Below are 19,167 nucleotides of genomic sequence, written 5' to 3' on the forward strand. Positions count from 1 at the left end.
AGACGGCCGTCGACGAGGACGGCCGGCCACGTGGGAGGCGCGCGGCATGGCGTACGACGAACCAGGCCGAGCCGGGTCCGCGGAGCCCGCACCGGGGGTGCCCGCCGCCGTACTGGAGAACGTCTTCGACGATCCCGCGCACGGCGAGCCGGGCCGGGACCGGATCGCCGTGCACCTGGTGTGGGAGATCGTTCTCCTGGTCGGCCTGGTGGCCCTGGTTCTCCTGCTCCGCCGGGAGGACGCCGACACGCTGCGCGGCGACGGCCTGCGCACCCTCCTGGTCGACGTGGTCGCGCTCGGACTGCTCGCCCTCGCCGCCGGGCTGAGCCTGCGCACCGCGGCGGTGAACCTGGCGGTCGGCCCGGTCGCGGTCGCCGCCGCGCTGCACTTCTCCGAGCAGGGTGACCGGGGTGTCACCGCGGCGCTCACCCCGGCCCTGGTGGCCGCCGCCGTCGGCGGCCTCGCCCTGGCCCTGGCCGTGGTGGTGCTGCACGTGCCCGGCTGGGCGGCCAGCCTCGCCGCCGCCGCGGGCGTGATCGTCTACATCGAGCGGCGGAGCAGCCCCGTCGTGGTGCAGGCCGACTACGACCCGCGCCGCACCGCCTACTACCTCTTCGCCGGGTTCGCGGCCGTCGCCGCGCTGGGCGGGCTCTTCGGCGCGATCCGGGCGGTCCGGCGGGTGGTCGGCCGGTTCCGGCCGGTGGTCGACCCGGCCCGCCGCCGGGGCGTGCTGGCGGCCCTGGTCACCGCCGTGTCGCTGGTCGGCTCGACCGTGCTCGCCATGCTGGCCGGGGTGCTGCTGGCCGCCAACGGCACCGGCCCGGTCGCACCGGTGTCCGGGCTGGACTGGACGGTGCTGGCGGTCGGCGTCGCGATGCTCGGCGGGACCAGCGCGTACGGTCGGCGGGGCGGCATCTTCGGCACCCTGCTCGCGGTGGGCGTGGTGGCGGTCTTCCTGGCCTGGGCCGCCGCGCACGGCTGGACGGTCTCCCGGTGGACGGTCGCCGGCGCGGCGCTGGGCGCCGGGCTGGTGGTGACCCGGCTGGTCGAGGCGTGCGGGCGACCGCGCGGGGTGAGCGGCGAACCGGCCGAGATCACTCCCGCCGGCGACGGCATGATCATCTCGGGTTGGTCGCTGCCCCGGTCGAGCAGCGTCGACAACTGGCCGCCCGCGCTGCCGGCCCAGTCGACCGGAACCCCGCCGGACCCCTGGGAGGCGCCCCGCTGGGAGACCGGGCCGCGCCGCTGGGACGACGACGACCGCTGAGGCCGCGCCGCGTGTGCGACGAAGACCGGGGTGACCATGCCGCGTGTGCGACGACGAACGCTGAGGCCGCGCCGCGTGTCCGATGACGGCCGGTGTGGCCGCGCCGCTGGGATGACGGGCCGTAGGTGATCTCGCCGGTTAGGCTCGCGGGCATGAGCGAGACTCCTTCCGCCGGTACCGGCCGCACCTTCGACGAGCTCGACGCGCTCTCCACCGAGGAGCTGCGGGAGCGGGCCTTCGCGCTGGCCCGGGAGCGCCGCGACGTGGGCTTCTTCTGGTCGGTGCTGCGGCACCTGCCGAACGCCGACGAGGCCGCCGTGCTGGACGGGGCGCCGAACTCGGTCGGCCCGATCATCGACGAGGCCTCGGCGCTGTGGCGGGAGCTGACCGGCCACGGTTACGAGGAGGCGGAGCCGCTGCTGCGGGCGGCGTTCATCGACTACCTGGTGAAGCACTGACCGGTCGGACCGCCGGGTGGGGCAGGTTTGCCCGCCGGGGTGGGTCGGGAACATCCCGCCGCATGGCCCTCACCAACCGCCCCCGGACCGTCAGCGGGTACGGCACCGCCGCGGGCACCGGCACCCTGGCCGCGCTCATCCTGGTCGGGGTGGGTGGCAGCCCGTGGTACGTCGACTGGGCCGAGGCGCACACCGACCCGAACTCCGCCGGTGGCTGGTTCCTGCGGCTGCTCGCCTGGCCGGCCTGGCGGCTGGAGGCGGCCGGCGGGGAGCAGAGCGTGCTCGCCACCGACCTGCGGGCCATCCTGCTGCTGGTGTTCGCCACGACCTTCCTCTACCTGCTGCCCACCTCGCAGGTGGCCCGGGTGCAGGGATCGGTCAGCCAGTTCTTCTCCGGCTGGGCCGCGTACGTCCTCGCCGCCGCGACCGCGACGCTGCTGGCGGCGCTGCTGACCTCGGACGGGCCGCTGCTCGCCGACTTCCAGACCACCGGCACGGGCGCGACCTACGGCTTCTTCGCCGGCTGGATCATCGGCACCGCCAGCCTCGGCGGCCGGGCCTGACCGCCGCCTGCGGCGACAGCCGGGCCTGACCGCCGCCCGCGGCGACAGCCGGGTCTGACCGCCGCCCGCCGCACCGGCCGGGCCTGACCGCCGCCCGCCGCGGCTGACGCCGGACCGGCCAGGTCGCGCGCCCCGACGGCGCGGCCGTCTCAGACGCCGGTCTGGCCGAGTTCGAGCACCCGGGTCCGGCTGAGCGCGCCGACCGGTTCGCCGTCGGCGGTGACCACGACCGCCTCGGAACCCGTGGTCAGCATCGTCGCCAGCGCGTCGTACGCGGAGCCGCCCAGCGGCACCGCCGGCAGGTCGGCGGTCGCGCCGGCCAGCGGGGCGAGCGCGTCGCGGGTGAGCGGGGTGACGGCGAGCCGGCGGATGCCCCGGTCGGCGCCGACGAACTCGCGGACGAACGGCGAGGCGGGGGCGCCGAGCAGGGCGGCCGGTGGGTCGTACTGCTCCAGCCGGCCCCCCTGGGAGAGCACCGCGATCCGGTCGCCGAGCCGGACCGCCTCGTCCAGGTCGTGGGTGACCAGCACGATGGTCTTGCGGACCTCGGCCTGGAGCCGGAGGAACTCCTCCTGCAACCGGGTCCGGACGATCGGGTCGACCGCCGAGAACGGCTCGTCCATCAGCAGCACCACCGGGTCGGCGGCGAGTGCCCGGGCCACCCCGACCCGCTGCCGCTGCCCGCCGGAGAGCTCGTGCGGGTAGCGGCGCCCGAACTGCGCGGGGTCCAGCCCGACCAGCTCCAGCAGCTCGTCAGCGCGGCGGCGGATCCGCTCCTTCGGCCAGCCGAGCAGCCGGGGCACCGTGCCCACGTTGGTGTGCACCGTCTGGTGTGGGAAGAGCCCGACGTTCTGGATCACGTAGCCGATGCGCCGGCGCAGCTTCACCGGGTCGACCCGGGTGATGTCCTCGTCGCCGAGCAGGATGCGGCCCCCGGTCGGCTCGATCAGCCGGTTGATCATGCGCAGCACGGTGGACTTGCCGCACCCCGACGGGCCGATCAGCACCACCAGCTCGCCGGCCTTCACCTCCAGGCTCAGCTCGCGTACCGCCTCGGTGCCGTCCGGGTAGCGCTTGCGGATGCCGTCCAGCGTGATCGAGGCCGCGCTGTGTCCCGCGTCGCCGGTGGTACCCGGGGTAACGTCCACGTGTGTCCCTCCACCTCAGTTTCCGGGCCGACCCGGGTAACCCGTGGTTCTCCTGGCAGTACGTGCGGGACAACTCTGACACGATCCTCGCCGCGCTGCGCGAACACGCCTCGCTGACCGCCCGGGCGGTGCTCATCGCCGCCCTGGTGGCCCTGCCGCTGGCGGTGGCGGCGTACTGGTTCCGGTCCCTCGCCGGCCCGATCCTCGCGCTCACCGGCGTGCTGTACACCGTCCCGTCGCTGGCACTGTTCGCCTTCATCGCCCCCTACCTGGGCATCGGCGCGATCACCGTGCTCACCGTGGTGGTGCTGTACGCGCTGCTGGTGATCGTGCGCAACGCGGTGGCCGGGCTGAACCAGGTGCCTCCCGAGGTGCGCGACGCGGCCGAGGGCATGGGGTACGGCCGCTGGGCGCGGCTGTTCCGGATCGACCTGCCGCTGGCCCTGCCTGGCATCCTCACCGGGGTGCGGCTGGCCACCGTCTCGACGGTCGCCCTGGTCACGGTCGGGGTGGTGGTCGGGCGCGGCGGGCTGGGGCAGCTCATCTTCGCCGGCTTCCAGAACAACTTCTACAAGGCCCAGATCATGACCGGGACGCTGCTCTGCGTCCTGCTCGCGCTGGTGCTGGACCTGATCCTCGCCGGGGTGGGCCGGTTGCTCACGCCGTGGCTGCGCGGGCGGACCGGATGACCGGCGCGCAGGCCAGGGCGGACACGAATCCCGTCCAGCAGGCGGTGGTCTGGCTCAACGACCCGCTGAACTGGACCAATCCGGGCGGCATCCTGGACCGGCTCGGTGAGCACCTGAGCATCTCCGCCGCCGCGGTGCTGCTGGGCTGCCTGGTGGCCTGGCCGATCGGGCTCTGGCTGGGGCACACCGGCCGGGGCGGCGGCCTGGTCCTGCTGATCTCCAACGTCACGCTGGCGATCCCCACCCTGGCGCTGTTGACCATCCTGCCGCTGACCTTCCTCGGCTTCGGCCGGCCGGCCGTGGTGGCGGCGCTGGCCGTCTTCGCGGTACCGCCGCTGCTGGCCAACGCGTACACGGGGGTGCGGCAGGCCGACCCGGAGGCCCGGGACGCGGCCCGGGGGATGGGGCTCTCCGGGGGCCAGGTGCTGCGCCGGGTGGAGCTGCCGCTGTCGGTGCCCTACCTGGCGGCCGGATTCCGGACCGCCGCGGTGCAGGTGGTCGCCACCGCGGCGCTCGCCTCGTTCGTCAACGGCGGCGGGCTCGGCCAGATCATCCGGGCCGGCTTCGGGCTGGACATCGCGGCCGGCGGCGGGCAGATCATCGCCGGCGGTGTGCTGGTGGCGGGGCTGGCGCTGCTGGTGGAGGGGGTGCTGGCGCTGGTCGAGCGGGTCGTCACGCCGCGCCCGCTGCGCCGGGTGCGGCGCCGGGCAGCCCGCCGGGCGGCCGCTGCGGTAACCGGAAATTGAGCCATCGGTGACGATCCGGTGACGAACCCCGCCCGAAATTTGTCGGTCGGGCTCGGAGGATATTGGCTGGAGGCGCGGGCGGCCGATCGGATCGCCCGTCGGACACGCGGCCGGCCCACCTCGGGTCGCGCCGGGACACGGAAGGCGGGCGCGATCATGCGCGTACGGACACGACTGGCGGTCGGCGCGATCGGTGCGCTCACCGTGGCGGGTCTGCTCACCGGCTGCGGGGACGAGGGGTCCTCCGGCACGGACGCACCCGAGCAGGGCGCGAGCGGGGCCGGATGTGCCCCCGTCGCCGGCGACCAGCTGGTCGTCCTGGCGGACGACAAGAAGCTCCAGAACACCGACAACATCATCCCGGCGGTCAACGCCGACGCGGCCAACCCGCAGCTGCTCACCGCGCTGGACAAGGTCTCCGCGGCGCTGGACACGCCGAAGCTGATCGCGCTCAACAAGGCGGTCGACGTCGACCGCAAGAGCCCGAAGGCCGCCGCCGAGGAGTTCGCCTCGGCCAACGACCTCACCACCGGCATCGCCAAGGGCCCCGGCGGCAAGATCGTGGTCGGCGCCGGCAACTTCAGCGAGAGCCAGACCCTGGCCGAGCTGTACAAGATCGCCCTCACCACGGCCGGCTACCAGGTCACGGTGCAGCAGATCGGCAACCGCGAGCTCTACGAGCCGGCCCTGGAGAAGGGCGAGATCCAGGTCGTCCCGGAGTACGCGGCGACCATGGCCGAGTTCCTCAACACCAAGGCCAACGGCCAGAACGCCGCCGCGGTCTCCTCGCCCGAACTCGAGAAGACCGTCACCGCGCTGAAGGCCGCCGGGGACAAGGTGGGCATCACCTTCGGCGCGCCCGCCGCCGCCCAGGACCAGAACGCCTTCGCCGTCACCAAGGCGTTCGCCGACAAGTACGGCCTCACGACGCTCTCCGACCTGGCGGCCAAGTGCTCCGGCTCGGCGACGGTGCTGGCCGGCCCGCCGGAGTGCCCGCAGCGGCCGAAGTGCCAGGCCGGTCTGGTGCAGGTCTACAACTTCAAGGCCGGCTCGTTCAGCTCGTTGGACGCCGGTGGTCCGCAGACCAAGAACGCGCTGAAGACCGGCACCGCCAGCGTCGGTCTGGTCTTCTCCTCCGACGGCGCGCTCGCCACCAGCTGACCACGGATCCGGGCGCGGCGGCACGTCGCCGGCCGCGCCCGGCCATACCCCTTTTCGACGTCGCGATCGGTCCTCGGGACCGTTCCCAGGCACACCATCTCTCGGTAGGCTGCACAGCCATGCCCGCCCCGGTCGCGCCCGAAAAGTACAACCCCCAGCTGCTGACCGTCCTGTTCTGGATCGGTGTGGCGATCGCGCCCATCGCGGCGCTGATCCTGCTGATCGCCGACGGCAACGGTCCGCTCCGGTTCGCCGCCGTACTGGCCATCATGGCCGTGGTCCTGATCGGTCTGTCCATCGCGCTGCGGGCCGACGGCGGCCAGCCGCGCGGCGAGGAGTTCCTCGACGAGCTGGAACAGTTGCGCCGGGAGCTGCGGGCCGAGATCGTGGCCGCCGCCCAGCGCGGCAACCAGGCGCTCGACCAGTCCCAGCGGGTCGAGGACCAGGTCGCCGCGCTGCGCCGCCGGCTGGACACGGCGGCGGCCGGCATCGCCGCGGCCGTCGGGATCACCGGGGCGGTCGCCGAGGAGCCGGCCGGCGCCGGCCGGGCCCGGGTGCCCGCCCCGGAGGCGCACGACCGCCCGTCCGGTGGGCGCCGGCGGGCCGCCGCGCCGGAGGAGGCCCCGGCGTCCTGGGGGCGCGCGGCCACCGACCGGGACGACGAGGAGCCGGCCGGCCGCCGGTACGGCGGGGAGCGTCCCGCCGCCGGTCAGGCCGGCGTGTACGGCGGGGCCCGCGAGGCGCGGGGCGCGGCGGCCGCGGCGGAGCCGAGCGGCCGTCCCGTGGTGCGGCACACCGAGACCGTCCACGTGACCACCCGGCACACCGTGGTCGACGGGGCGGACCCGGCGGTCGGCAACGCCTACGGCGGGTACGGCGGCCGTTGGTCCCCGGCCGCGGAGGAGTCGTCCTGGGGCGGCGCGGAGGCGGAGAACTCCTGGTCGGAGCGGGCCGAGCCGGAGCGGGGCTGGCCGGGTCAGCGCGACGAACGCGCGGGCGGTCAGCGCGAGGAGCGGTCCTGGTCCGGCGGTCAGCGCGAGGAGCGGCCCTGGTCCGGCGGCCAGCCGGAGGAGCGGTCCTGGCCGGGCGCCGGCGACGACCGCGCCGACCAGTCCTGGGCGGGCGGGTCGTACCCGGCGGAGGAGGGCTGGTCCGGGGTGCGCGCCGGCGACCGGTGGGCCGAGGTCCGCGACGACGGGCGGGGCCGCGAGGTCCGGGTCGGTGAGCGCCGGGCGGAACTGCACGCCGACGGCGCCGAGTTTCGCGTGCAGGACCGGTGGGCGTCGGTCCGCCACGACGAGCCCCGGCGATCCGCCGAGCAGTGGGGCGGCGGCGGTTGGGTCGAGCCGGAGGAGCATCCGGCGCTGCCGGCCGGCGGGGTGCCGGTGCCGCACGAGTGGCGCGGGCCGGCGCGGGGCCAGCAGCCCGCCGAGCAGTCGTGGGGCGACCGGCCGGCCGAGCAGTGGCGACCGCCCGCCCAGCGGGAGCCAGCCGACTCGTGGCGGTCGGCCGAGCCGGAGCCGCGCGCCCGCCGGCAGTGGGACGGTGAGCAGCGGTACGGCCACCCGCCGCAGGACGACTCGCCGCGCGCCGGTGGCCGCTGGCGCTGATCCGCCCGGTCAGCCGCCGGTCATTTGTCGATGTCGCCGACCACGAAGAACATCGAGCCGAGGATGGCGATCAGGTCGGGCACCAGGGTGCCGGGGAGCAGGCTGGCCAGCGCCTGCACGTTCGCGTACGACGCGGTGCGCAGCTTGAGCCGCCACGGGGTTTTCTCGCCCCGGGACACCAGGTAGTAGCCGTTGATGCCGAGCGGGTTCTCGGTCCAGGCGTAGGTGTGCCCCTCGGGGGCCTTGACCACCTTGGGCAGTCGGGTGTTCACCGGCCCGGTCAGCCGGTCGACCCGGTCCAGGCACTGCTCGGCGAGGTCGAGTGAGGCGTACACCTGGTCGAGCAGCACCTCGAAGCGGGCGTGGCAGTCCCCGGCGGTGCGGGTGACCACCGGCACGTCCAACTCGTCGTAGGCCAGGTACGGCTCGTCGCGGCGCAGGTCGAGGTCGAGGCCGGAGGCGCGGGCGACGGGCCCGGACGCGCCGAAGGCGGCGGCGTCGGCGGCGGAGAGCACGCCCACCCCGACGGTACGGGCCAGGAAGATCTCGTTGCGCCGGATGAGCCGGTCCAGGTCGGGCATCCGGCGGCGCACCTCGCCGATCGCGGCGCGGGCCCGGCCGGTCCAGCCGGCGGGCACCTCCTCCTTGAGGCCGCCGACCCGGTTGAACATGTAGTGGATCCGGCCGCCGGAGACTTCCTCCATCACCGCCTGGAGGGTCTCCCGCTCGCGGAACGCATAGAAGACCGGGGTGATCGCGCCGATCTCCAGCGGGTACGAGCCGAGGAACATCAGGTGGTTGAGCACCCGGTTCAGCTCGGCGAGGGCCATCCGCAGCCAGGTGGCCCGCTCGGGCACCTCCATGCCCATCAGCCGTTCGACGGCGAGCACCACGCCCAGCTCGTTGGAGAACGCCGACAGCCAGTCGTGCCGGTTGGCCAGCACGATGATCTGCCGGTAGTCGCGGACCTCGAAGAGCTTCTCGGCGCCCCGGTGCATGTAGCCGACGATCGGCTCGGCCGCGACGACCCGTTCGCCGTCGAGCACCAGCCGGAGCCGGAGCACCCCGTGCGTCGACGGGTGCTGCGGGCCGATGTTGAGCACCATGTCGGCGCCGAGCTGCTCGCCGCCCGCGCCGGTGCCGACGGTCAGCTCGCGGAGGTCGCCGGCGTCCGTGGTCATGTCCGTCATCGTGCCATGAACGCCGCCGGGTCGACGCCGACCGGTTGCCGCAGCCACCAGTGCCCGCCGAGGCCGGCCGGGTCGGTCAGCTCGGCCACCGCCGAGGCGGCGGCCAGTGCCCGCAGGTAGCCGGCCGGGTCGCGGGAGGCCAGGCTCAGTGGCGGCCGGCCGCCGTCGGCCCCGAGCGCGCGCAGCGCCTCCCGCTGCGATCCCAGCGTGTACGCGCACCGCGCGACCCGCCCACCGGCGGCGGCGACGGAGTCCACGGCGACGTGCGCGGTGACGTCGCGGGAGCCGTCGGGCACCGGCGGCACCTGCCGGCCGGCGCGGTACCCGGTCAGCGTGCCGTCCACCGGCCGCTGCTCCCGCAGGTGTCCGTAGTCGACGGTGACCGCGAGCCCCCGGCTGACCTTCCCGACCGCGGCGGCCCAGGCGTCGTCCCGGGTGCGGCCGATCTCCGCCCGCGTGCCGTCCGCCGGGGCGGGCCACCAGCGCTCCAGCCAGGCGAGGTCGGCGGCGTCCACCGGGTCGCCGACCGACTCCTCGCCGGTCGCCGGGTCGACCAGCAGGTACCGCCAGCCGTCCCTGTCGGGCACCGCGACGTCGAGCGGGACGTTGTCCAGCCACTCGGTGGCGACCAGGAGGCCGGTGACACCGTCAGGGATCTCGTCGCGCCAGTCGATCCCGGCGGGCAGGTCGTCGGGGCGGGGTGCCCGCTCGACGGCGGTGAGCCGTACCCGGTGGGCGAGCGGCATCGGCGCGGCGGGTGACCGCGCGGCGGCGGCCGGGGCGGTGCGGATTTCCGGGGGTCGTCCGGTGGCGTCCCCGTCGGCCCCCAGGGCCCGGGCGAGGGCGCGCAGCAGCTCGCCCCGGCCGGCGCCCACGTCCACCACGTCCAGCCGGTCGGGCCGGTCCAGGGCGGCGTCGGTCTGCTCGACCAGGCGGGACAGGGCGGTGGCGAGGACGCCGGAGGCGTGCACGCTGGTGCGGAAGTGGGCGGCGGGTCCGGCCCCGGCGACGAAGAAGCCGGCCGGGCCGTAGAGGGCGACCTCCATCGCGTCCCGCCAGCGCATCGAGTTCATGCCGCGTTCAGGGTGCGTCACCGTGCCGACCCTACGGTCAGCCGGTATGAGACGACTGTTCATCCCCGCCCTGGCGGTCGTGCCGATGGTGCTGGCCGCCGTCCCCGCTGTCGCGGCCCCGACCGGCGACGGGCTCCGCGAGGTCCGCGCGGTGGCCGAGACCCCCTCCCTCTTCGACGACGAGGCCGGTGGTGACGCCGACGCCGACGACCCGGCGATCTGGGTGCACCCGACGGACCGGGCGGGCAGCCTGGTGGTGGCCACCGCGAAGAACGGCGGCCTGCGGGTGTACGACCTGCGGGCCCGGGAGCGCCAGCGCATCCCCACCCCGCCGGCGCCCGGCCCGGAGCACGAGTCCGGCCGGTTCAACAACGTCGACCTGGTCTCCGGGTTCCGGCTGGCCGGTCGTGCCACCGACCTGGCCGTGGTCACCGACCGGGGCCGGGACCAGCTCCGCTTCTACCGGATCGACCCGCGTACCCGGCTGCTGACCGACGTCACCGCGGCGGACGTGCCGTTCGCCTTCAGCGCGGACCAGGCGGAGGTGGACGAGCAGCGCACCGCGTACGGGCTGGGCACCTTCACCGACGTCGACGGCACCGCGTACGCGGTGGTCAGCCGGCGCAGCACCCCGGAGGTGGGGCTGTTCCGGCTGGTCGCCACGGGCGACACGGTCAGCTACCGGCGGGTGGACCGGCTGACCCTGCCGTCGACGTTCATCCTGCCGAACGGCGCCCGCTGGTCGCCGTGCACCGACCCGGGCGACGGACCCCAGGTGGAGGGTACCGTGGTCGACCCGGCGACCGGGGTGGTGCACCTGGCCCAGGAGAAGGTCGGGCTGTGGCGTACCCGCCTGGCGGGCGGCCGGTTCGTCGGTGGCCTGACGCCGGTCGAGCGGGTCCGCGAGTACGGCGTTCCGGCGGTCTTCGACCCCGAGCAGGACGACTGCGTGACCGATAACGACGCCGACCCCGGCTTCGGCGGCCGGATCGCCCAGGACGTGGAGGGGCTGACCATCCACCGGACCGGGCGGTTCTCCGGCACCCTCATCGTCTCCAGCCAGGGCGACGACACCTTCTACACGTACGACCGGCGCACCGACCGGCCGACGGGCCGCTTCGCGGTGGTCGACGGCCGCGTGGACGGGGCCCAGGAGTGCGACGGCGCGGCCGTGACCGCCACCCCGCTGCCGGGCTTCCCCGGCGGACTGCTGGTGGTGCACGACGGCCGGAACACCCCGGAGACCACCGGTGGAGACGGCGAGGCCCGTCCGGACACCGACTTCAAGTTCGTCGACGCCGGCTTCCTGCGCGCCCGCGGCTGAGGCCCACGACCGGGTCGCCGGCGCCGGGGCGGGCGGTCCGGTCCAGCCGCCCCTGCGGGTCCGTACCGTCCGATCGGACGGACCGGCAGGGGCGGCACTTCAACGGCGGCGGATGGTCCGCGCCGCGCCGGAACCGCCCGCCCACCGGCCGGTGAAGGTTTTCACACATCCTTGTTCAGGCTCCGTAACCCCAGCGCATACTTGCGGTCGACCGGTACCCCCTTCGAGGACTGGATCGTTGCCATGAGCGCACCGCTGCGCCCGCGTCCGGCCGCCCCGCGTGAGGCCGCCGTACCCGCGGGCGGCGCCCCTGCCGGCGCCCCGCTCGCCTTCCCCCGCACCCTGACCGTCGGTGTCATCGGCGCCGGCCGGGTCGGTGCCGTGCTGGGCGCGGCGCTCGTCGCCGCCGGCCACCGGGTGGTCGCCGCCTCCGGTGTCTCCGGGGCCGCGAAGGCCCGCATCGCACTGCTGCTGCCGGGTGCCCGCAACCGCTCGGCCACCTCGGTCGCGCGCGCCGCCACCGACCTGCTGCTGATCGCCGTCCCCGACGACGCGCTGGCCGGCGTGGTCGCCGGGCTCGCCGAGACGGGGGCGCTGCACCCCGGCCAGGTGGTCGCGCACACCTCCGGCGCGCACGGCCTGGCCGTGCTGGCCCCGGCCGCCGCCGTCGGTGCCCGCCCGCTGGCGCTGCACCCGGCGATGACCTTCACCGGTACGCCGGACGACCTCGGCCGGTTGGCCGGCATCTCGTACGGGGTGACCGCCCCGGCGGAGCTGCGCCCGCTCGCCGCCCGGCTCGTCGCCGACCTCGGCGGGGTGCCGGAGTGGGTCGGCGAGACGGACCGCGTGCTCTACCACGCGGCGCTGGCGCACGGCGCGAACCACCTGGTGACCCTGGTCAACGAGGCGGCCGACCGGCTGCGCGACGCCGGGGTGGCCCAGCCCGAGAAGGTGCTGGCCCCCCTGCTGCGGGCGGCGCTGGAGAACGCGCTGCGGCTCGGCGACGACGCGCTGACCGGCCCGGTGTCCCGGGGCGACGCCGGTACGGTGCGCCGGCACCTGGCCCGGCTGGCGGAGACCGCCCCGGAATCCGTCGCCCCCTACCTGGCGTTGGCACGACGGAGCGCGGACCGGGCGATCGCCGCCGGCCGGCTGCGGCCGGTGGACGCGGAGTCCTTGCTCGACGTGCTGGCCGGGATCCATCGGGAGGTGGCAGCGTGAGGAGTGGGTCGATCTTGCCGGCCCCGCGGACGCGAACCGAGGTGGAGCAGTGACGGAGCTGGTGCACACCCGTGCCGAGCTGGCAGCGGCGCGGGACGGACTCAAGGGCACCGTGGGCGTCGTGATGACCATGGGCGCGCTGCACTCGGGGCACGAGACGCTGCTGCGGGCGGCCCGGGAGCAGGCCGACCACGTGCTGGTGACGATCTTCGTCAACCCGTTGCAGTTCGGCCCGAACGAGGACTTCGACCGCTACCCGCGCACCCTCGACGCCGACCTGGGGATCTGCCGCCGGGCGGGCGCCGACGTGGTGTTCGCGCCCTCGGTGTCGGACATGTACCCGGACGGGCAGCCGGCGGTCCGGGTGAACCCGGGGCAGCTCGGCGAGGACCTGGAGGGGCAGAGCCGGCCGGGCTTCTTCCACGGGGTGCTGACCGTGGTCATGAAGCTGCTCCAGCTCACCCGCCCCGATCTCGCCTTCTTCGGCGAGAAGGACTACCAGCAGCTCACGCTGGTCCGGCGGATGGCCCGGGACCTGGACGTACCGGTCGAGGTGGTCGGCGTGCCGACCGTCCGCGAACCGGACGGCCTGGCCCTGTCCAGCCGTAACCGCTATCTGACCCCGGAGCAGCGGCGGACCGCGCTGAGCCTGTCGGCCGCGCTGCGGGCCGGCGCCACCGCCGCCGAGCAGGGCCACGACGCCGGGGCCGTGCTGGCCGCCGCGCACCGGGCGTTCGCCACGGCGGGGGCGGACGCTCGCCTGGACTACCTGGTGCTCACCGACCCGGACCTGGAGCCGGGCCCGGTGTCCGGCCCGGCCCGGCTGCTGGTCGCGGCCTGGGTGGGCGACACCCGCCTGATCGACAACATGGCGATCCGACTCGCGCCCGGCGCCTGACCACCCACCACCACACCTGCGGAAAGGCACCCCGATGTTCCGGACCATGCTCAAGTCGAAAATCCACCGGGCCACGGTGACCCAGGCGGACCTGCACTACGTCGGCTCGGTGACCGTGGACCAGGATCTGCTCGACGCGGCCGACCTGCTCCCCGGCGAGCAGGTGGCGATCGTGGACGTGACCAACGGTGCCCGGCTGGAGACGTACGTCATCCCGGGCGAGCGCGGCAGCGGGGTGATCGGCATCAACGGCGCGGCGGCGCACCTGGTGCACCCCGGCGACCTGGTCATCCTCATCTCGTACGGTCAGATGGACGACGCCGAGGCGCGCTCCTACCGGCCCCGGGTGGTGCACGTCGACGCCGACAACAAGGTCGTCGACCTGGGCGCCGACCCGGCCGCCGTGGCCCCCGGCACCGCCGGTGACCCCACCCCCAGCCCGCTGGCCGTGGTGGGCTGAACGCACTTCCGGTCTGTCACCGGAAGGTCATTGTTGGTTACCCTGAGCGGGCCGTCGGAATCGACGGTCGTCGGCTGGGGGAGGCCGCGATGCGCCGTGCGATGTCGACCCTGGTCGCCGCGTTGGTCGCGGGGGCCCTGCTGGCCGGGTGCGCGGGCACCGGCGGCCTCGACGGTGACCTGACCGACGACTGGGCTGCCCTGGCGGCTCCCGGGCCGTTCACGCCCGAGGCCGGTTGCCAGGTCGGCGACTTCACCGACACCGTGGCGCTGGAGGCGTACGCGCCGGTGGACTGCGCGGTGCCGCACCGGGTGGAGACGGTGCACGTGGGGGCCTTCCCGGCCGGCCGGGCGGATCCGCCGGCCACCGGTTCGCCCGACCTGCGGGGCGCCTTCGCCGAGTGCGACGCGAAGGCGACCGGGTACGTCGGCGACGACTGGCGCGCCGGGCGGCTGCGGCTGGCCGTGGCGCTGCCCACCGAGCCGGGCTGGGCGGCCGGCTCCCGCTGGTACCGCTGCGACCTGAGCGAGCTGACCACCGTCGAGGCGGCGGCCGTGGTGGTGACCCGCGTCGGCAGCCTGCGCGACGCGTTGAAGGGCCCGTCGCCGCTGCGCCTGGGCTGCCAGCGCACCGGCAGCGGCCCCGGCCGGGGCGTGCAGGTGCTGCTCCCGGCCGAGTGCGGCACCGCGCACGACGCCGAGTTCGTCGGGGTGTGGAAGGCGCCGGACCGTCCGTACCCGACCCGGGACGCCGACTGGCTGCCGCTCTACGCCGGCTGCCGCAGCGTCCTGGCCCGGTACGTCGGCGTGCCGGACGATGCCGACCTGCGCTTCCGCAGCGGCGTGGTGGTCCGGCCGCCGGGCGCCGGTCGCTGGCGGGCCGGCGACCGGGGCGTCCGCTGCCACCTGTGGCTCAGCGACCGGACGGTGACCAGGTCCCTGAAGGGCGCCGGCCCGGCCGGCCTGCCCGTCCGGACCAGGTAGCTCGGGACGCCGTAGCCCATACCACTCGTCGTGCCCCCGCCGCCCGGGACGAGGGCCCTTCGGGTTGACTGTGTTCATGGACCTTCCGACCGTCGACCTGCCGGCCCTGCCCAGACTGCTGGCCGCGCCCGCGCCCGGCTGGGTGGAGACCACCGACGTGATCGTGGTCGGTTCCGGGGTCGCCGGGCTCACCGCCGCGCTGCACCTGCGCGAGGCCGGGCTGCATGTCACCGTGGTTACGAAGGTCAACATCGACGAGGGCTCCACCCGGTGGGCGCAGGGTGGCATCGCCGCCGTGCTCGCCCCGACGGACACCCCCGGCGCGCACGCCTACGACACCGAGGTCGCCGGCGTCGGCCTCTGCGACCCGGCGGCGGTGCGGGTGCTGGTCGAGGAGGGGCCGACCCGGCTCCGCGAGCTGATGCGCATCGGCGCGGAGTTCGACCGCAACCCCGACGGCTCGCTGATGCTGACCCGCGAGGGCGGGCACCGGGCGGACCGGATCGTGCACGCCGGCGGCGACGCCACCGGTGCCGAGGTGCAGCGGGCGCTGCACGCGGCGGTCCGCCGCGACCCGTGGATCCGGCTGGTCGAGCACGCCCTGGTGCTGGACCTGCTGCGCGCCCCCGGCGACGGCCCGGACTCGCTCGGCCCGGCCTGCGGCATCACCCTGCACGTGCTCGGCGAGGGCAGCGAGGACGGCGTCGGCGCATTGCTGGCCCGGGCGGTGGTGCTGGCCACCGGCGGGATGGGGCAGGTCTTCGCGGCCACCACCAACCCGGCCGTCTCCACCGGTGACGGGGTGGCCCTGGCCATGCGGGCCGGTGCGGCGGTCACCGACGTGGAGTTCGTCCAGTTCCACCCGACGGCGCTGATCGTGCCGGAGGCGGCCCGGGTGCCCGGCGCCGGGCTGGCCCAGCAGCCGCTGGTCTCCGAGGCGCTGCGCGGCGAGGGCGCCCACCTGGTCGACGGCGACGGCAAGCGGTTCATGGTCGGCCAGCACGAGCTGGCCGAGCTGGCCCCCCGGGACGTGGTGGCCAAGGGCATCCACCGGGTGCTGCTGGCCACCGGCGCGGACCACGTCTGGCTCGACGCACGCCACCTGGGCGGGGACTTCCTCGCCGGGCGGTTCCCCACCATCGTCGCCTCGTGCCTGGCGATCGGCGTGGACCCGGCCACCGACCTGATCCCGGTCGCCCCGGCCGCGCACTACGCCTCCGGCGGCGTCCGCACCGACCTGCACGGCCGCACCTCCATTCCCGGCCTGTACGCCTGCGGCGAGGTCGCCTGCACCGGCGTGCACGGCGCCAACCGGCTGGCCAGCAACTCGCTGCTGGAGGGGTTGGTCTTCTCCCGCCGGATCGCCGAGGACATCGCCGCCGGGCTGCCCGAGCAGGCCCGCCCGGCGGAGACCGGCGCGTGGGTGGGCGGCGAGGGCTGGGTGGTGCCGGCCGAGGGCACGTCCGCCCTGCAACGGGCGATGAGCCGGGGCGCGGGCGTGCTGCGGTCGGCGCAGACGCTGACCGGGACCGCCGCCACCCTGGGCGAGCTGGGCCTGGGCCGGGGCAGGCCGCGTACCGCCGACTGGGAGGCGACGAACCTGATCACGGTGGCGTCCACTCTGGTCGCCGCCGCGTACGCCCGCCAGGAGACCCGGGGGGCCCACTGGCGGGAGGACTTCCCGACGGCCGACGAGAAGTGGCGGGGCCACCTGGTGGGCGCGGTCGGTGCGCAGGGCCGGTTGGCGTCCCGGTGGGAGCCGTCGGCGTGAGTAGAGCGTCGCAGTCGAGAGCTGAGGAGTCGTGGTGAGGGAGTCGACGGAGCGGGCGTTGCGAGCCGGTGGCCTGGACCCGGCGCAGGTGCGGGCGGTCGTCGTGGGGGCGTTCGCCGAGGACCTCGGACCGGACTTCCTCGACGTGACCAGCGTGGCCACGATCCCCGACGCGCAGACCGACACCGCCGACGTGGTCGCCCGGGCAGACGGCGTGGTGGCCGGGCTGGCCGTGGCCGCCGCGGCCTTCGAGCTGGTCGGCGAGGTGACCGGGTCGGACCGTACCGTCGAGGTGTCGCTGGTGGCGCACGACGGGCAGCGGGTGGCGCGCGGCGACGTGCTGGCCACGGTGACCGGCCCGACCCGGCTGCTGCTCACCGCCGAGCGGTCGGCGCTCAACCTGCTCAGCCGGATGTCCGGGGTGGCCACCCACACCCGGGCCTGGGCCGACGCCCTGGCCGGGACGAAGGCGATGGTGCTGGACACCCGCAAGACCACGCCGGGCCTGCGCGCCCTGGAGAAGTACGCGGTGCGGGCCGGCGGCGGCACGAACAAGCGGATGGGCCTGCACGACGTCGCCATGATCAAGGACAACCACAAGTTCGCCGCGGGGGGCATCGCGTCCGCCTTCCGGCGGGTCCGGGAGGCGTTCCCGGACGTGCCGGTGCAGGTGGAGGTCGACACCGTCGCCGAGGCGGTGGAGGCGGTGGAGGCCGGCGCGGACTTCCTGCTGCTGGACAACATGGCCCCGGAGACGCTGCGCGAGGTGGTCGCCCGGGTGGGTGACCGGGCCGAGCTGGAGGCGACCGGCGGGCTCACCCTGGCGGTGGCGGCCGAGTACGCGGCCACCGGCGTGGACTTCCTGTCGGTCGGCGCGCTGACCCACTCCTCGCCGATCCTGGACATCGCGTTGGACCTGCGCACCGGGTGAGCTCGGCGCGGTGGCCCGGGCCGGTCGGCCGGCGGCTCGGCGGGTTCGACGTGCCGGGCGGCGTCTAGGCTGCGCGTGTGCTGCTCTGCATCGACATCGGAAACACCAACACCGTGCTGGCGACCTTCGACGGCGAGAAGCTGGTGCACTCGTGGCGGATCAAGACCGACGCCCGGTCCACGGCGGACGAGCTGGGTCTGATGTTCCGGGGGCTGCTCGCCGGTGACGCGGTGGAGATCACCGGGGTGGCCGCCTGCTCCACGGTCCCGGCGGCGCTGCGCTCGCTGCGGTCCATGCTGGCCCGCTACTACGCCGACCTGCCCAGCGTGATCGTCGAGCCGGGGGTGCGGACCGGCGTCCAGCTCGCGATCGACAACCCCAAGGAGGTCGGCTCGGACCGGGTGGTCAACACCCTGGCCGCGTACACCCTCTACGGCGGTCCCTCGATCGTGGTCGACTTCGGCACCACCACGAACTTCGACGTGATCAGCGGCCGGGGCGAGTTCCTGGGCGGCGCCTTCGCCCCGGGCATCGAGATCTCCTTCGACGCGCTGGCCGCGCGGGCGGCGCAGCTGCGCAAGGTGGAGGCGACGAAGCCCCGGTCGGTGATCGGCAAGAACACGGTCGAGTGCCTGCAGAGCGGCCTCTACTTCGGCTTCGCCGGCCAGGTCGACCGGATCGTCGAGCGGATGACCGAGGAACTGGGCGAGGTGAAGGCCGTGATCGCCACCGGCGGGCTGGCCTCGGTGGTGATCGGGGAGTGCCGCACCATCACCCACCACGAGCCGATGATCACCCTGATCGGCCTGCGGATGGTCTACGAGCGCAACGTCTGAACCCGGCCGCCGCCGTGGTCGGACGCCGCGCGGGGCTCAGCGCCGCCGGGCCCGGAAGACCAGCGTCCGGTACGGCAGTTCGACCGTCTCCCGGCCGGCCAGGCCCGGGTGGCCGGCGAGCAGTTCCCGCAACTCCCCCTCGACCCGTCGCTGCTGGCGGGGCGCCGAGGTGAGGTGGTACGAGCGGGTTCTGATCATGCCGATCACCTCGTCCGGGGTGAGGGTGGCGCGGTGGGTGAACTCGCCGAGTTCGACGGCGCCGAAGGCCGGGCCGAAGTCGCGTACCCGGCCGGTCAGGTCGTCGCCGGTGTCGCCGAGGTGGGCGATCCGGCCCAGCTCGGCCACCCAGTCCGCGCGTTCGTCCCGGACGTTCCAGATCGGGGCGAAGGTCCCGCCCGGCCGGAGCACCCGGGCGATCTCGGCGTGCGCCCGCTCCCGGTCGAACCAGTGGTACGCCTGCCCCACCAGGACCGCGTCGGCCGCCCCGTCCGGCAGCGGCACCGACTCCGCGCTGCCGGCCACGGCGGTGGTGCCGGGGGTGGCGGCGGCCAACTGGGCGCGCATCCCCGCGTCGGGCTCCACCGGCCGCACCTCGTGGCCCAGGTCGAGGATCGCCCGGCTGAGGATCCCGGTGCCCGCGCCGAGGTCGACCACCCGGGCCGGCGCGCCGAGGCCTTCCAGCGCCCATTCGACGGCGGCCTGCGGATAGCGGGGCCGGAACCGGTCGTAGTCGGCCGCGGCGGCCCCGAACGACAAGGCATGAGTGGGATCGGTCATGGGCGGCAGGTTATCCCGTAACGACGACCTGGGCGCTTGAGTACGCTCGGGGGCTGACCCC

At 75.2% G+C, this 19,167-nt stretch carries 19 protein-coding genes; 15 read left to right on the forward strand and 4 right to left on the reverse strand.

The window, feature by feature from the left end:
* Positions 1-46: 46 nt before the first annotated feature.
* The 3 genes from ACSNN7_RS13610 to ACSNN7_RS13620 all read left to right on the forward strand — a co-directional run bounded on the left by ACSNN7_RS13610 (position 47) and on the right by ACSNN7_RS13620 (position 2,288).
* Complete coding sequence (locus ACSNN7_RS13610; protein WP_436681106.1) at positions 47-1,267, forward strand: ABC transporter permease; 1,221 nt, start codon at positions 47-49, stop codon at positions 1,265-1,267.
* A 152-nt stretch (positions 1,268-1,419) separates the two neighbouring features.
* Positions 1,420-1,725 (forward strand): hypothetical protein, encoded by a 306-nt coding sequence (locus tag ACSNN7_RS13615; protein WP_436681107.1) that lies wholly within the window; start codon positions 1,420-1,422, stop codon positions 1,723-1,725.
* A 62-nt stretch (positions 1,726-1,787) separates the two neighbouring features.
* Positions 1,788-2,288 (forward strand): hypothetical protein, encoded by a 501-nt coding sequence (locus tag ACSNN7_RS13620; protein WP_436681108.1) that lies wholly within the window; start codon positions 1,788-1,790, stop codon positions 2,286-2,288.
* Between the two features lie 149 nt (positions 2,289-2,437).
* Here ACSNN7_RS13620 and ACSNN7_RS13625 read toward each other — a convergent pair whose 3' ends face one another.
* Complete coding sequence (locus ACSNN7_RS13625) at positions 2,438-3,436, reverse strand: ABC transporter ATP-binding protein (RefSeq protein ID WP_436681109.1); 999 nt, start codon at positions 3,434-3,436, stop codon at positions 2,438-2,440.
* 2 nt (positions 3,437-3,438) lie between these two features.
* On the opposite strand from ACSNN7_RS13625, the gene ACSNN7_RS13630 reads away from it, so the two are divergent.
* The 4 genes from ACSNN7_RS13630 (at position 3,439) to ACSNN7_RS13645 (ending at position 7,642) form a co-directional block, all read left to right on the forward strand.
* Positions 3,439-4,125, forward strand: a complete 687-nt coding sequence (locus ACSNN7_RS13630) for an ABC transporter permease (RefSeq protein WP_436681110.1) — start codon at positions 3,439-3,441, stop codon at positions 4,123-4,125.
* Positions 4,122-4,871 carry an ABC transporter permease gene (locus tag ACSNN7_RS13635; protein WP_436681134.1) on the forward strand — a complete coding sequence of 250 codons (750 nt, stop codon included), beginning with the start codon at positions 4,122-4,124 and terminating at the stop codon, positions 4,869-4,871. The genes ACSNN7_RS13630 and ACSNN7_RS13635 overlap by 4 nt, the downstream gene beginning before the upstream one ends.
* A gap of 156 nt (positions 4,872-5,027) precedes the next feature.
* Complete coding sequence (locus ACSNN7_RS13640) at positions 5,028-6,032, forward strand: glycine betaine ABC transporter substrate-binding protein (protein ID WP_436681111.1); 1,005 nt, start codon at positions 5,028-5,030, stop codon at positions 6,030-6,032.
* 119 nt (positions 6,033-6,151) lie between these two features.
* Positions 6,152-7,642 carry a hypothetical protein gene (locus tag ACSNN7_RS13645; protein ID WP_436681112.1) on the forward strand — a complete coding sequence of 497 codons (1,491 nt, stop codon included), beginning with the start codon at positions 6,152-6,154 and terminating at the stop codon, positions 7,640-7,642.
* A gap of 20 nt (positions 7,643-7,662) precedes the next feature.
* Here ACSNN7_RS13645 and ACSNN7_RS13650 read toward each other — a convergent pair whose 3' ends face one another.
* Both ACSNN7_RS13650 and ACSNN7_RS13655 read right to left on the reverse strand, forming a co-directional pair.
* Entirely contained in the window at positions 7,663-8,832 is a 1,170-nt protein-coding gene (locus tag ACSNN7_RS13650) for an NADH-quinone oxidoreductase subunit D (RefSeq protein ID WP_436681113.1), read from the reverse strand.
* Positions 8,829-9,905, reverse strand: a complete 1,077-nt coding sequence (locus ACSNN7_RS13655) for an SAM-dependent methyltransferase (protein WP_436681135.1) — start codon at positions 9,903-9,905, stop codon at positions 8,829-8,831. Before ACSNN7_RS13655 ends, ACSNN7_RS13650 begins: the two co-directional genes overlap by 4 nt.
* 46 nt (positions 9,906-9,951) lie before the next feature.
* Here ACSNN7_RS13655 and ACSNN7_RS13660 point away from each other — a divergent pair, with 46 nt between their 5' ends.
* The 8 genes from ACSNN7_RS13660 to ACSNN7_RS13695 all read left to right on the forward strand — a co-directional run bounded on the left by ACSNN7_RS13660 (position 9,952) and on the right by ACSNN7_RS13695 (position 18,329).
* A complete protein-coding gene (locus tag ACSNN7_RS13660; protein WP_436681114.1) occupies positions 9,952-11,229 on the forward strand; it encodes a phytase in 1,278 nt (425 codons plus the stop codon).
* Between the two features lie 243 nt (positions 11,230-11,472).
* On the forward strand, positions 11,473-12,450 hold the full coding sequence (locus tag ACSNN7_RS13665; protein ID WP_436681115.1) for a Rossmann-like and DUF2520 domain-containing protein: 978 nt from the start codon (positions 11,473-11,475) through the stop codon (positions 12,448-12,450).
* A gap of 49 nt (positions 12,451-12,499) precedes the next feature.
* On the forward strand, positions 12,500-13,348 hold the full coding sequence (gene panC / locus ACSNN7_RS13670) for a pantoate--beta-alanine ligase (protein ID WP_436681116.1): 849 nt from the start codon (positions 12,500-12,502) through the stop codon (positions 13,346-13,348).
* Positions 13,349-13,382: 34 nt separating this feature from the next.
* Positions 13,383-13,808, forward strand: coding sequence for an aspartate 1-decarboxylase (gene panD / locus ACSNN7_RS13675; protein ID WP_179802157.1), 426 nt, complete (start codon positions 13,383-13,385; stop codon positions 13,806-13,808).
* 89 nt (positions 13,809-13,897) lie between these two features.
* The gene (locus tag ACSNN7_RS13680) at positions 13,898-14,791 is read left to right on the forward strand and encodes a septum formation family protein (protein ID WP_436681117.1); all 894 of its coding nucleotides are present in this window, start codon (positions 13,898-13,900) and stop codon (positions 14,789-14,791) included.
* Between the two features lie 76 nt (positions 14,792-14,867).
* The gene (locus tag ACSNN7_RS13685; RefSeq protein ID WP_436681118.1) at positions 14,868-16,562 is read left to right on the forward strand and encodes an L-aspartate oxidase; all 1,695 of its coding nucleotides are present in this window, start codon (positions 14,868-14,870) and stop codon (positions 16,560-16,562) included.
* Positions 16,563-16,596: 34 nt separating this feature from the next.
* Positions 16,597-17,493: a carboxylating nicotinate-nucleotide diphosphorylase gene (nadC, locus tag ACSNN7_RS13690; RefSeq protein WP_436681119.1), complete on the forward strand. Its 897-nt coding sequence runs from the start codon at positions 16,597-16,599 to the stop codon at positions 17,491-17,493.
* A 77-nt stretch (positions 17,494-17,570) separates the two neighbouring features.
* Positions 17,571-18,329: a type III pantothenate kinase gene (locus ACSNN7_RS13695; RefSeq protein WP_436681120.1), complete on the forward strand. Its 759-nt coding sequence runs from the start codon at positions 17,571-17,573 to the stop codon at positions 18,327-18,329.
* 36 nt (positions 18,330-18,365) lie between these two features.
* On the opposite strand, the gene ACSNN7_RS13700 is transcribed toward ACSNN7_RS13695, so the two are convergent.
* Positions 18,366-19,106, reverse strand: a complete 741-nt coding sequence (locus tag ACSNN7_RS13700) for a class I SAM-dependent methyltransferase (RefSeq protein WP_436681121.1) — start codon at positions 19,104-19,106, stop codon at positions 18,366-18,368.
* Positions 19,107-19,167: the final 61 nt, after the last annotated feature.

The sequence above is a fragment of the Micromonospora sp. URMC 105 genome (assembly GCF_051386295.1).
In the GTDB taxonomy this organism is placed as follows: Bacteria; Actinomycetota; Actinomycetes; order Mycobacteriales; family Micromonosporaceae; genus Micromonospora.